Here is a 13,143-nt window from a genome sequence, read left to right as displayed (position 1 = left end):
AGGCTTGGGTGGAAAACCCTATATATAGGGTTTGGGTGAATCTGGGATACAAGATAATGCGGTTTTGATGATTTCGCAAGCACAAGATGTTGTGCGTCTTCTGTGGATAAAGTGTGGGTATGTGGTGGGCAAAATTGGGTGGGTTTTGAAGCGCCCGTAAGGCGGGCTTTTCAGCGCGGTGTTGCGGGAGTGAATACATTCTCAGGGCTGGTAGACGGATTACGCATAAGAGAATCTTTTTTTAGTTACTTCTGGGCTTGTTTTCACTCTGGTGTAATTCTTCACGGCCGAAAGCAATGAGGTGGTCGGCTTCGGTGTTGATTTTTACCACTTCATTTATCGCAAAATCTCGGTGGCTGGGCAGTAGTGCTTCTACGTGACTGCCGGTGGGCAGGCGCAAGGTGTAGAGTGTGGCGCTGCCGGAGAACACCTTTTTTTCAATAGTGGCGCTGATGCCGCCAAAGTCACTGAGCACAATATCGTCTGGGCGCAGCAACACTTCGACGGGCGTGCCTGGTGGCCATGCGTAGGCGCGGTTGCCCATCAAGGTGCCGAGTTCGGTGGTGACTGTATTGAGTTCGGTACCAATCACGCCGGGTAAGAAACTACCCTCGCCGATGAAATCAGCAACCAGGCGATTGCTGGGTTCGTGGTAGAGGTTAAAGGGCGTGTCCCATTGCTGCAGCTTGCCGTTGTAGAGCAGACCAATATGGTCGCTGAAAGCAAAGGCTTCGAGTTGGTCGTGGGTGACCAGTATGGCGCTGATACCGAGCTCTTTGAGAATGTCGCGTACTTCCAAACTCAGGCGTTTGCGCAGTTCGGCATCTAGGTTTGAAAACGGCTCATCGAGCAGTAATAAATCAGGGCTAGGCGCCAGTGCTCGTGCCAGTGCTACGCGCTGCTGTTGGCCGCCTGAGAGCTCGTGAGGAAAGCGATTTTCTACGCCTTCAAGGCGCACGAGTTCCAGTAGCTTCATGACTTTCTGGTATTGCACTTGGCGGCTCACTTTGCCGAGACCAAAGCGAATATTGTCGAACACGCTCAAATGAGGGAATAGGGCATAATCTTGGAACACCATGCCGATGCTGCGTAGCTCGGGGGTGACCATTGCACCGGGTTCGCTCAGGCGATTGCCGCGCAGGGTAACTGAGCCTTGGGTCAGCGGCTGGAAGCCAGCGATGGTGCGTAAGATAGTGGTTTTGCCGCAGCCACTGGGGCCGAGCAAGCTACAGATATCGCCATCGTTAACATGGAAGCTAACGTCGTCGACAACAGAGAGGCCTTCGTATTGGCATTGGATGTTTTTAACTTCTAGCACGGCTAGAGGCTGCTGGATGCTAGACGGGAGACGGGCGACGCAAAAGCGGGCGCGGCTTTGCCGCGCAATGCTGAGTCTACGGCGTAGCCGTCAGGCCTTAGCGTCTCCCGTCTCCCGTCCAGCGTTAAGCTAAGCATTAGGCCCGCGCCTCTAACAACAAAAACTCCATCAACGCTTTTTGCGCATGCAGGCGATTCTCTGCTTCATCCCAAATCACGGTGTTTGGGTTGTCCATCAGTTCGGCGCTGATTTCTTCGCCGCGTTTTGCGGGCAGGCAGTGCATGTAGAGTGCGTCGGGATTGGCGTGGGCCATAAGTGCGCTGTTTATTTGGTAGCCGGCAAGTTCCCTGCGACGCTCGGCTTTTTCCTCTTCCTGGCCCATTGATGCCCATACGTCGGTAACGAGCAGGTCGGAGCCGCGGGCGGCGTCCACCGGGTCGCGGAATATTTCTACGCGACCGCCGGCCTTGGCTACGATGTCGGCGCGGGGTTCAAAGCCTTCGGGGCAGGCAACTTTTAAATTGAAATCAAATTGCATAGCGGCGTGAATATAGGACTGGCACATATTGTTGCCGTCGCCAATCCAGGCGACTTGTTTACCCTTGATGCTGCCGCGGTGTTCGATAAACGTTTGAATATCGGCCAATAGCTGGCAGGGGTGATGGTCGTCGGTTAGTGCGTTGATTACCGGCACGCTAGAGTACGCAGCAAAACGTTCAATAATGCTGTGCTCAAAGGTGCGCACCATGATGATGTCGCACATTGAAGAGATGACTCTGCCGCTGTCTTCTACGGGTTCGCCGCGACCGAGCTGGGTGTCGCGGGGCGACAGGAAGATGGCATGGCCACCCAGGTGCGCCATACCCGCTTCAAACGAGATACGGGTTCGGGTTGAGGCCTTTTCAAACACCATACCCAAAACGTGATTGGGGAATTGCACGCTGGTTTTGTGGGCCTTGTGCTCGGCTTTGAGTTGGATGGCGCGCTGCATTAGAGTTTCTAATTCAGCGGGGCTCAAGTCCATGAGAGTTAAAAAATGTCTTAATGCCATACGGCTACCTTTGCTGCTGACCCGGCTTACGCCGCGCTGGACTGAGCTGGCCACTGACGAATCAGCGGGCAGAGTGTCGCGAGCAACTCGTCAATTTCTTGCTGGTTAATAATTAGCGGCGGCAGTAAACGCACCACTCGCTCTGCAGTTACATTGATTAGCAAACCTTTTTCTAATGCTTGCGCGACGAGTCCGCCGCAAGGGCTGCTCAGTTCAATGCCGATCATTAGGCCTTGGCCACGAATGTCTTTTACATGGGCCACGTCGCCCAGTTGCGCTTTCAGCTCCGCGATAATATAGCGGCCGTTTTCGGCAATAGTGTCGATCATACCGTTGCTGCTCAGGGTATTGACCACGGCGAGTCCTGCGGCGCACACCAGCGGATTACCGCCAAAGGTGGAGCCGTGATTGCCGGGCTGAAATAGCGCCGCCGCTTTGCCGTGGGCGAGGCAGGCGCCAATGGGTACGCCGCCACCTAAGCCTTTTGCCGTCACGACGACGTCTGGCATGACGTCGCTATGCTGGTAGGCAAAATATTTGCCGGTCCGACCGTTACCCGTCTGAACTTCGTCTAGCATCATCAGCCAGTCGTGTTTGTCGCACAGGGCGCGCAGCTGAGAAAGAAAGTCAGCAGGCAAGGTGTGAATGCCACCCTCACCTTGAATTGGTTCAATGAGGACGGCAGCGATGCTGTCGTTGTGTGCCGCGATATTTTCCAGTGCGGCTAAATCGCCGAAGGGCGCGCGAATAAAACCGCGTACCAATGGCTCAAAGCCTGCCTGAATTTTGCGATTGCCTGAAGCGGTGAGTGTGGCCAGCGTCCGGCCGTGAAAGGCCTGCTCCATAACAATAACGTGGGGAATATCTATGTTACGTTTGTGGCCGTGCATCCGCGCTAATTTAATGGCGGCTTCATTGCCTTCGGCGCCAGAATTGCAGAAGAACACATTCTCCATGCCGCTAATGGCACATAGCGCGGCAGCGAGTTCTTCCTGTTTTTGCACTGAGTATAAATTGGATGTGTGCAAAAGCTGCCCAGCTTGAGATTGAATTGCCTCGGTCAATGCAGGGTGGCCGTGACCAAGGGCGTTTACGCCAACGCCGCTAATGCAATCGAGATAGGCTTTGTTCTGTGTATCAAACAGTCGCACACCTTCGCCCCGGGTAAATGTTACCGGAAGGCGTCCGTAGGTGTTCATTAAAGCCGGCTGTGTCATCAACAGATCTCCGCGTGCCGAATTTGCAGATTTCGATGCAAATAAGGCACAAATAAAGCAGTGCAATGGATTTAAAACGCAAAAAGGCAGCCAGCGCTGCCCAGTCAGACCCTCAATAATATAAGGATTACCTTGGGATTTCTAGGCCTGTGGCAGAGCCATGAATTAATTAGCCCACACTTTTTGATAGAGACCCGTGATTTCCGCTGCATTGGGAATGCGCGGGTTGTTATTCGGTGAGCCGGAATCCAGTGCTTGCTGGGCCATAAGTGGTAAAGATTGCTGCCACAGCTGGGCGTCAATACCAAACTCGCTGGGTGTTGGCACATTCAGGTCACGGCACAGTAAACGGAGTCCGGCGATGAGTTTTTGATTGGCGTCGGCGTCGCTGTCATTGGCGTCGGCCATGGCCATGGCGCGGGCGCAATCAGCATAGCGCGCTGGGGCGCCGCTAATTGACCACGCGGTGATCTCTGGCAATAACATGGCATTGCTTAAACCATGAGGGACATGAAATAGCGCACCAATGGGGCGGCTCATGCCGTGGATTAGCGTTACCGATGCATTGGAAAAGGCGATGCCACCCTGGGTTGCCGCCAGCATCATGGCCTCGCGCGCCGGGCGGTTATCCGGTAGTTGGCAGGCGGTGCGGATATGGGTGTTGATGGCGGTCATTGCTGCCAGTGCGATGGTGTCAGTGAAGGTATTGGCCTTTTTGCTGACGTAGGCTTCGAGCGCATGGCAGAGGGTGTCGAGCCCGGTGTCGGCGGTTAAGCGCCAGGGCATGCTCAAGGTTAATTCAAAATCAACCAGCGCGGCGATGGGCATTAGACCAAGGCCCATGCACAGCATTTTTTCCTGGGTTTCGGTGTCGGTAATAACGCTAGCGCGAGTGACTTCTGAGCCGGTGCCCGCGGTGGTGGGTATGGCGATAACCGGCAGGCCGTCGTCAATTGTATTGGGTACTTTATAGTTGCGCATGGGCTGGTCGCGATGCGCCATGGCGGCAATGGCTTTGGCCGTGTCGATAGAGCTGCCGCCACCGAGTGCGACAACGCAATCATGCTCACCAAGGTGCAATACCGCGAGGCCTGCGGTAATGGCGTCGGTTGTTGGGTCGGGAACAACCCCAGTAAAGCGGTTGTGCACAAATCCTTGCTTACTTAGCTGAGCTTCGAGATCGTCTAGCCAGCCAAGGCTGACAATGAACGCGTCGGTAACAAGCAGTGGTTGCTTTAGGCCGAGTTCATCGAGTACCTCGGGTAACTGGCGGCTGACACCCGCGCCGATACGCAGTATTCGGGGTAGATTGATATTGGCGGTCATGGTCGGAATCTCGTATTTGTTAGCCCAGTATTTAATCCTGAGTCAGGGTGGAACACAAATTAGGTGTTGGCAGCGCATGCTTTTTTGCGTCAAATAGGTGCGTTTTTGATTTGCTCTGCTATACCAATGAGAAGTCATTTTAGCTGTGTCACTCCCCCTAGGTTAGGGCGTGGCTGCGTAGCTCAAGTGAATTACTAAATAAGAAACATATTTCGACGGGGAAATATAATGATGAAAAAACCACATTCTGGGCAGGCGATACTCGGGGTATCAATGGCCGTAGGCTTAGCTGTTGGCGCGCCATTAAGTTACGCGGAGTCCCCACGGGCAATAGAAGAAGTCTTGGTGACCGCGCGAAAACAATCAGAATCTTTGCAAGATGTGCCGTTTTCAATTACGGCAATGACAGAGGGCAAATTGCAGCAAAGCGGTGCGACCGATCTTGAGTCAATGGCAAATAATGTGGCTGGTATATCCATTCAAAATTTAGGGCCTGGCCAGAGTCAGGTCGCTATTCGCGGAATCTCCGCTGGCCAAATTGTGCGTGACCAGCCAGGTGTGAAAGAGCAGGTTGGCGTGTACATGGATGAGTCCGTTATTTCCATGTCGCTGTTTACGCCGGATCTGGATTTTTATGACATTAATCGCGTGGAAGTTTTGCGCGGCCCGCAGGGCACGCTTTTCGGTTCGGGCTCTTTGTCAGGCACCATTCGCTATATTACCAATCAGCCGGACTTTGAATCGCAGAGCGGTTCTGTGCAAGTGGGCGGAGAAACAGTAAAAGACGGTAGTGAAGGCGGTAATATCAAGGGCCATTGGAATGTGCCTTTAAGTAATACGGTGGCGTTGCGGGCTGTGGGCTACTATCAGCAATATGCTGGTTATATTGATGCACGCCAGCCTGATGGTAGCGTTAAACAGGATGTGAACGAAGGTAGTCGCGAAGGTTTGCGTTTAGCGATGACCTTTCAGCCCAGCGACGCCTTAACGATCACACCGAAAATTGTTTATCAGTCAATTGAAATGGACGGGTTTAATCGGGAGGATCAATACAATATTCTAGCTAACCCTTACACCGATCCGGCTAGTAGAGCGCCAGTCACGCTCGGCGAGTATGCGCAGTTCACTCAACTTCAGGAAAAGTTTGAAGACGACTTTACCCTGTTTGATTTAACTGTAAATTACGATTTGTCCGATTCCTTGACGCTAACGTCGGTGACGTCTTATACCGATCGCGATGTGTTGGTGTTGCGCGATGCGACAACCTTAAACGCCAGTATCGTCGGTGGCTCATACGGTGAAGCCGAAGCAATTTATACGCTAGATGCTCCGCTGTACGACACCACTGCCGCTGAAGTAACTACCCAAGAGTTGCGTTTAAGCTCATCGGGCGACTCGGCATTGCAGTGGGTTGGTGGCTTGTTCTATAGCGATGTTCGCCGCGACTACGCTCAATCCCTGCTGGTCACTGGTTTTGAGGCCGCTGGTCCTGTGCATCCAGATCTTTCGGGCACCACTGCCGGCGCAAGGGCAAAAACTGACGAACTTTATTTCTCCGAGGTACCCTACAAGCTTGAGCAAATTGCGCTATTTGGTGAATTGTCATACGACTTTAGTGACAAAACGACTGTGGTTGTAGGCGCACGTTGGTTTGACTACGAAGAGACGCGGGAGCTGACCTTTGACGGTATATACACGGCTGCGGTTATCGGTAAAAAAGGTAAGGTCTCTTCTGATGGCGTTTCGCCGCGCGTTATGGTGCGCCACGACGTAAATGACAACGTAATGATTAATGCGCAAGTGTCACAGGGCTTTCGTCTTGGTGGTATCAATGATCCGCTCAACGTTCCGCTTTGCAGCCCCACTGATTTAACAACCTTTGGTGGCAATGATACTTGGGACGATGAAAAGCTAACGAACTACGAAGTGGGCGCCAAATCCACGCTCTTTGGCGGCGCAGCGACCTTGAATGTGTCGGCGTTCTATAGTGACATCAAGGACCTGCAGGCGACGGTTGTTGCCGGCTCTTGTTCCTCGCGGTTGGTATACAACGTGCCCAAAGCGCATAGCCAAGGTTTTGAACTGGAGCTCTTTAGTCGTCCGTTAGATAACTTGGAGTTTGGTTTGTCTGGTAGTTATGTGCAGGCTGAGCTGGATTCTGAAGTTACGTCGACAACGGGTGGTGTGACCAGTGTTGTGGGCGGTATTCGCGATGGCAATGAATTGCCAACGGCGCCAGGTTTTCAGTTAGCTGCAACTGCGACCTATTACTTTCCGATTGTTGATGCATGGGAAGGCTACTTCACTGCGACTTATCAAAATATCGGTGCGCGTTATACTCAAATAGCCGATCAGGAAAACGGCGGCCAAGGTAGTGCGACCTTGTTCTCTGGTGTTGGCGACCCCCTGTCGCAATCTACCTTTGAATATGATCGTGAGCTTCCGGCTTATCAAATCGTTAATCTACGTTTGGGTGCTAAAACTGAGCAGTGGAATACCGCCTTGTTTATGAATAATGCCGCAGATGAAAAGGCGATTCTGTCACTTGATACTGAGCGTGATGGTCGCGGGCGAGTTGCCTACCACGTCAATCAGCCACGCACGATTGGTGTGAGTGCGCGGTACGATTTCTAAAATACTGTTTGCTGGCTTTACTTGCGGCCCTTCGGGGCCGTTTTTGTTTCTGTTAGATTGGTATGCGCGCGGATAATCGCGATAATGTCTCCATTTTGACTCTCTGGATTTTCCTATGGCAACAGCGGCCCCCAAACTCGATTCGGTAAAACTCGGACTGTTCGTTAGTCGCATGGAGTCGGTGTGCGAGGAAATGGGGGCAGTGCTGCAGCGTGCCGCGTTCTCACCAAATATAAAAGACCGCCTGGATTTTTCCTGCGCTATTTTTGATGCGGCAGGTCATTTATGCGCACAGGCGGCGCATATCCCGGTCCATCTTGGCAGCATGGCCTACGCCATGGCCGATATTGTTGATGCCTGTGAATGGCGGCCCGGTGATATGGTGGTAGTGAATGATCCGTTTTTAGGTGGCACGCATTTACCAGACGTCACTGTTATTGCGCCGTGTTTTGATGCGGCCGGCGTTTTGCAAGCATTTATCGCTAACCGCGCCCACCACGCCGACATTGGCGCTTCGGCGCCGGGATCTATGCCGCTGTCTAAAACCCTTACTGAAGAAGGTGTGGTGATTCCACCGACGGTCTTAGTGCGCGCTGGGATTTTGGACAAGGGGTTGCTCGATGAGTGGTTTGGCGACGGTCAGCACGGTGACTTTATTGCTCAAGTTAGTGCTAATCGTACTGGCTTGCAGCGCTTGAAAGAGCTTATTACCTTATTGCCTGTTGATTTTGATGTGGCAGTGAGTCAGCTGCAGGATTACGCTGAAGGCATAGCACGGCGGCGCTTGGTCGAGTTACCCATTGGTAGTTTCGCTTTCACCGACTATATGGATGACGATGGTTTTGGGCATCAGCAATTGCCAATCGCGGTGAAAATTACCTTGGGCGCGGCAGGCGTTGATGTCGATTTTAGCGGCAGCGCCTGGCAGGTCGAAGGCAATATAAATTGCCCGCTGTCGGTTGCCGCCGCCGCGGTGTATTACGTATTTCGCTGCTTGATGCCCGACGAAGTGCCGGTCTGTGCGGGGTTGTTTCGACCTATTCGACTGACGGCACCTGAAGGCTGCCTGCTGAATGCTCAGCGCCCCGCCGCAGTGGCTGCGGGTAATGTCGAAACGTCGATGCGTATTACCGATGCTGTTTTGGGCGCCTTGGCGCAGGCGGCGCCGGAGCTTATCCCTGCCGCCAGTCAGGGCACCATGAACAATGTCGCGATGGGCGGCAGGGGAGCGGGTGCAGACTGGGATTATTATGAAACCATCGCCGGTGGTATGGGCGCCCACGCGAATGGCGCGGGATTGAGCGCAGTGCAAAGCCATATGACGAACACGCTGAATACGCCGGTAGAGAGCTTGGAAATGCACTACCCCTTGCGCGTGCGTAGCTATAAGATTCGTCGCAACTCGGGTGGTGTGGGGCAGCATGTTGGAGGTGATGGCTTGATTCGCGAATTTGAGTTTTTGGCGCCAACACAGTTCACTTTGCTCACCGAGCGTCGGCGACTTGCGCCGTGGGGCTTGGCGGGCGGCGGCGCTGGCGCGGTGGGTAAAAACCGTCTTAATGACCAAAGCTTACCTGGCAAAATCAGCATGACTGCCGTCGCCGGCGATGTACTTAAGATAGAAACGCCGGGCGGGGGTGGGTGGGGTGGATCGTCTGACGTCGGAAGTCTGATGTCTGGCGATCCAGTCAATGGCGGCTTGGAATGATTCAGCACTCACAGGATTTGCAGGCTTTTACATCCGACCTCCGACTTCTGACCCCCGACGGTTTTCAGCCCGATCCATTACTTTTGCTCGCGATATTGCTAGAATGGCGCGAATTCTCCCCGATAAGCGCCGTAGGTGAATCAGGCCTTATCACTGTAATCCGACAAGTAGGTGGTCCATGGACACAATTGAAGCAATCAAGCAGCAAATTACAGCCAATCCGATTATCCTTTATATGAAGGGTTCGCCAAATCAGCCTCAGTGCGGTTTCTCTGCACGGGCGTCACAGGCACTAATGGAATGCGGTGAGCGTTTTGCGTTTGTGGATATTTTGTCTAATCCTGATATTCGCACCAAAATGCCCGAATTTGCTAACTGGCCGACCTTCCCTCAGTTATGGGTTGCCGGTGAGTTGGTTGGCGGCTGTGACATTATTTGTGAGATGCACGAAAGCGGCGAACTGAAAATATTGGTTCAGGAAACGGCCGCGACGAGCACGCCTGCTGAATAAGCTTCGTTTGTAAGTTGTTTCGAGAAGCCCGGTGATTAAGTCATCGGGTTTTTTTATGCCCAAAACAGAAATAGTAATGAGAATGCTTTGCATTTAGATTGTTGCTTGTTATGATTTGCCGCGTTTTACAAAGGTGTCTTAGCTGTTGTTGCGAGGTGGTGGCTTTGAGGCTGATAAAGAATAAGCGGGCTACGAGATTCCGCGCTACTAGACTGGAGAGTTTTTAATGAAAAAGACCGTATTAGCTGCGGCCATTGCTGCGCTGCCTATGGCTGTGTACGCCGAAACTGCACCGACCAATGCCGAAATGTGGCAGATCATTCAACAGCAGCAGCGCGAAATTGAACGTTTGACTGCGGAGCAAAAACAAGCTGAAAACATGATCAATGCCACGGCCGATGCGGTAGAAAAATCTGCAACTGTCGCCGACTGGGCAAACCGCACCACTATTGGCGGGTATGGTGAACACCACTTTAATCATTTTAAAGACAAGGATGATAAGGTCGATGCGCACCGTTTTGTGATTTATGTTGGTCATCAGTTTAGTGATACCGTGCGCTTCTTCTCCGAAGTTGAAATTGAACACGGCTTTGTTGAAGACACTGATGACGGTAGCGGCCCAGGCGAATTGGAACTGGAGCAAGCCTATATCGCATGGGATTTCACTCAAGGCCATACTTTAACCATGGGGCAATTCCTTGTGCCGGTTGGCATTCTTAACGAAACTCACGAGCCGGATACCTTTTACGGTACTGAGCGTAATAACGTTGAGAAAGAAATTCTACCAGCGACTTGGTGGGAAACTGGGGTGATGCTCAGTGGTGAAATATTGCCGGGTCTGAGCTACAACGCGGCGCTGCACAGCGGCTTAAAAATTGATCCTACTGGCAACGGCGCTATCCGCGGCGGTCGTCAAAAGTCGGCTAATGCAACTGCAGAAGATCTGGCTTACACCGGTCGCTTGGTGTTCAACGGAATTAGTGGTTTGGAATTGGCTGCGACCTATCAGCACCAGCAAGATGTTACCCAAGGCGCAGGTGACGACGGCGAAGCTGATTTAATTGAATTGCAGGTTCGTTATCAATGGCAGAGCCTAACCCTGACTGCACTGAGCGCGGAGTGGGACATCAACGGTAATGACTTTGTTGCCAACGGCAGCGACAAGCAGGAAGGTCAGTATGTTGAGGCCTCTTATAAACTCACGCCTTCGGTTGGTGTGTTTGTGCGCCAAGGTGAATGGGATAATCTTGCTAATAGCGGCACCGACACCGAGATTGAGCAGTTTGATGTGGGCGTTAATTACTGGCTGACTAAAAGTGTTGTACTCAAGGCTGATCTGTCTGAGCAAGACGGCGCCAAAGATGATGACTCGATCAACCTTGGTTTGGGTTGGAGTTTCTGATTGGCTATTCAGTTAGCTAAGCTTAGAACGCGCAGCGGGCTCTTGCCCGCTGTTGCTGTTATTGGGTTAATGTTAATTTTGCAGTTGTTTGTGTCGCCGCCGACACATGCCGCCAGTGCGGGGCAGTATTTAACGGTGGACGAATTTCTGGGCTTGGGTTTTGGCAATGAAGCTAAGCCGGAGCCTAAGGTGCTTTGGTTAACGCCGGAGTTAAAGGCGCGAATAAAGTTGGTTCGCGGTAAGGATTTTCCATTGTTGCGGGTTCGGTATTGGCAGCAAGGCCAAAAAACGGCGTGGATATTGGAAGAAATTGGCAAGGAAAGGCCAATTACCATTGGTGTTGTCGTTGATGCTGGTGGCGCAAGTTCAGCGGTGGCTCGGGTTGAGATTTTGGCATTTCGAGAGAGTCGCGGCTGGGAAGTGCGCCACGACTTTTTCACCGAGCAGTTTCGCGGTGCAGCGCTGGTTGACGGCGATGGATTGAGTCAGCATATCGATGGTATTACCGGTGCGACCTTGTCGGTGCGTGCGGTAAAGCAAGTTGCACTTGTTGCATTACTCCTTGCGGATGCGGTAAAAGGTTCAGCTGACTCTAGCGCAGCGGAATAAGTAGTGAGCCCCTATCGTATATTTAGAATGTTGTTATTGCGCTGGCATCGCCGTATTGGGGTAGCCGCCGCCATCTTTGTTGTTATGTTGGTCGCTACCGGCATAGCTATAAACCACAGTAGCGATTTGGGTTTAGATGAAAAGCCCTTAAAACAAGCTTGGTTATTAAATCATTACGGCATTCCAACGCCGGTTCTTCGCAGTTTTCCTTTAAATAGTTTAGCCGTTGGTGATGCTTGGTTAAGTCAGCTTGGCGACGGTTTGTATCTTGCTGAAAAGAAAATTGGCAGCTGTGCTAGTGAGTTATTAGGCGCGGTTTCGCTGCCTGAAGTCATTGCTGTTCTATGCATTGGGCGCCTGCAACTATTTACCCGCAGCGGTGAGAAGTTAGATGATATTAGTGAGTCCTTAGGCTTACCCGGTGAGGTTGATGCTATTGCGGTGAACCCGCAGGCGGTATTGCTGCGAACTCCAAGTGCAGTGCTGGCATTTGATTCACGCACGTTAATGTTCTCGGCGATCGGCGCAAGCGACGTTGAATGGGCTGGCGCGGCTTTGGCGCCGCCGGCATTGCAGCGCGGTCTCTTTGCGCAATATCACGGCAGTGGCTTGAGTTGGGAGCGATTGCTGCTGGATCTGCACAGTGGTCGTTTGTTTGGTTCCGCTGGGGTTTTTGTTGTCGACTTGGCGGCAATAGCATTGCTACTCATTGCTCTCAGTGGTGTTTGGGTTTGGGTGAGTAAACCAGGACGATGGAAGCGACCCTCGTAATTGGCCGGCGCTGCGTGGCGCCGTGGGTTACCGGTCAATGGTGATTAGTTGACTTCGTGCTACGGTCTAGGCTGTTATCATTGGAGTGACCGTAATGACCTCAACCCTAAATATGTGGCGCAAGTTGTCGCCCTATCCCGCTGGTAAGTGGACGTTTTCCAAGGCGGTTTGTCTCAAAGCCCCTTATTTCGCAACGATAAAACCCTGCTTTGAAGAATTAGACGTCGGCCACGCTGTAGTGCGGATTAAAGAGCACCGCGCTATTCATAATCATATTGGCAGTGTGCACGCGATAGCAATGTGTAATCTGGCTGAGGTCTGCGCTGGTGTAGTCAGTATGGTGTCGCTGCCTGAAGGTATGCGCTGGATTCCCGCGGGTATGACCGTACGCTATTTAGGGCGCGCCAAAGGTGTTTTGCGGGCCTACGCTAGCATGCGTGAAATTGTCCCTGGCGAAAAAGGCTCAGTGCCAGTGATTGTGGAAGTGAAGAACGAAGCGGGCGAAGTGGTGTTTGATGCTGAGATTGCGATTCATGTATCGCCGATGAAGACGGCTTAATGCTTGATGCTTGATGCTTGATGCTTGACGGGAGATG

11 protein-coding genes are annotated in these 13,143 nt (G+C 52.4%); 7 read left to right on the top strand and 4 right to left on the bottom strand.

Annotated elements, in window-relative coordinates:
• Positions 1–241: 241 nt before the first annotated feature.
• The 4 genes from ABD836_RS18210 to ABD836_RS18195 form a co-directional block, all read right to left on the bottom strand.
• Complete coding sequence (locus tag ABD836_RS18210; protein WP_344938738.1) at positions 242–1,318, bottom strand: ABC transporter ATP-binding protein; 1,077 nt, start codon at positions 1,316–1,318, stop codon at positions 242–244.
• Positions 1,319–1,454: 136 nt separating this feature from the next.
• Complete coding sequence (gene argF, locus ABD836_RS18205) at positions 1,455–2,369, bottom strand: ornithine carbamoyltransferase (RefSeq protein WP_344938736.1); 915 nt, start codon at positions 2,367–2,369, stop codon at positions 1,455–1,457.
• A 26-nt stretch (positions 2,370–2,395) separates the two neighbouring features.
• The gene (locus ABD836_RS18200; protein ID WP_344938734.1) at positions 2,396–3,586 is read right to left on the bottom strand and encodes an aspartate aminotransferase family protein; all 1,191 of its coding nucleotides are present in this window, start codon (positions 3,584–3,586) and stop codon (positions 2,396–2,398) included.
• Between the two features lie 165 nt (positions 3,587–3,751).
• A complete protein-coding gene (locus tag ABD836_RS18195; protein ID WP_344938732.1) occupies positions 3,752–4,912 on the bottom strand; it encodes an iron-containing alcohol dehydrogenase in 1,161 nt (386 codons plus the stop codon).
• A 228-nt stretch (positions 4,913–5,140) separates the two neighbouring features.
• Between ABD836_RS18195 and ABD836_RS18190 the strand changes: the two genes are divergently transcribed.
• The 7 genes from ABD836_RS18190 (at position 5,141) to ABD836_RS18160 (ending at position 13,106) form a co-directional block, all read left to right on the top strand.
• Positions 5,141–7,546, top strand: coding sequence for a TonB-dependent receptor (locus ABD836_RS18190; protein WP_344938730.1), 2,406 nt, complete (start codon positions 5,141–5,143; stop codon positions 7,544–7,546).
• A 115-nt stretch (positions 7,547–7,661) separates the two neighbouring features.
• Complete coding sequence (locus ABD836_RS18185; protein WP_344938728.1) at positions 7,662–9,254, top strand: hydantoinase B/oxoprolinase family protein; 1,593 nt, start codon at positions 7,662–7,664, stop codon at positions 9,252–9,254.
• A gap of 178 nt (positions 9,255–9,432) precedes the next feature.
• Entirely contained in the window at positions 9,433–9,765 is a 333-nt protein-coding gene (grxD, locus tag ABD836_RS18180; protein ID WP_344938726.1) for a Grx4 family monothiol glutaredoxin, read from the top strand.
• A gap of 226 nt (positions 9,766–9,991) precedes the next feature.
• Entirely contained in the window at positions 9,992–11,167 is a 1,176-nt protein-coding gene (locus tag ABD836_RS18175; RefSeq protein ID WP_344938724.1) for a porin, read from the top strand.
• Positions 11,168–11,776, top strand: a complete 609-nt coding sequence (locus tag ABD836_RS18170; protein ID WP_344938723.1) for an FMN-binding protein — start codon at positions 11,168–11,170, stop codon at positions 11,774–11,776.
• A gap of 3 nt (positions 11,777–11,779) precedes the next feature.
• The gene (locus ABD836_RS18165) at positions 11,780–12,547 is read left to right on the top strand and encodes a PepSY domain-containing protein (protein WP_344938721.1); all 768 of its coding nucleotides are present in this window, start codon (positions 11,780–11,782) and stop codon (positions 12,545–12,547) included.
• Positions 12,548–12,641: 94 nt separating this feature from the next.
• Positions 12,642–13,106, top strand: coding sequence for a hotdog fold domain-containing protein (locus ABD836_RS18160; protein ID WP_344938720.1), 465 nt, complete (start codon positions 12,642–12,644; stop codon positions 13,104–13,106).
• Positions 13,107–13,143: the final 37 nt, after the last annotated feature.

Origin of the sequence: Zhongshania borealis (genome assembly GCF_039539625.1) — a bacterium.
Classification (GTDB): domain Bacteria; phylum Pseudomonadota; class Gammaproteobacteria; order Pseudomonadales; family Spongiibacteraceae; genus Spongiibacter; species Spongiibacter borealis.
Note: the sequence above shows the minus strand (reverse complement) of the source record. Positions and strands in the feature narration are given on the sequence as shown.

Bases quoted from the DNA above. Each gene is read 5' to 3' on its own strand.
- argF (WP_344938736.1), bottom strand. From the start codon at position 2,369: ATGGCATTAAGACATTTTTTAACTCTCATGGACTTGAGCCCCGCTGAA.
- ABD836_RS18200 (WP_344938734.1), bottom strand. From the start codon at position 3,586: ATGACACAGCCGGCTTTAATGAACACCTACGGACGCCTTCCGGTAACA.
- ABD836_RS18195 (WP_344938732.1), bottom strand. From the start codon at position 4,912: ATGACCGCCAATATCAATCTACCCCGAATACTGCGTATCGGCGCGGGT.
- ABD836_RS18190 (WP_344938730.1), top strand. From the start codon at position 5,141: ATGATGAAAAAACCACATTCTGGGCAGGCGATACTCGGGGTATCAATG.
- ABD836_RS18185 (WP_344938728.1), top strand. From the start codon at position 7,662: ATGGCAACAGCGGCCCCCAAACTCGATTCGGTAAAACTCGGACTGTTC.
- grxD (WP_344938726.1), top strand. From the start codon at position 9,433: ATGGACACAATTGAAGCAATCAAGCAGCAAATTACAGCCAATCCGATT.
- ABD836_RS18175 (WP_344938724.1), top strand. From the start codon at position 9,992: ATGAAAAAGACCGTATTAGCTGCGGCCATTGCTGCGCTGCCTATGGCT.
- ABD836_RS18160 (WP_344938720.1), top strand. From the start codon at position 12,642: ATGACCTCAACCCTAAATATGTGGCGCAAGTTGTCGCCCTATCCCGCT.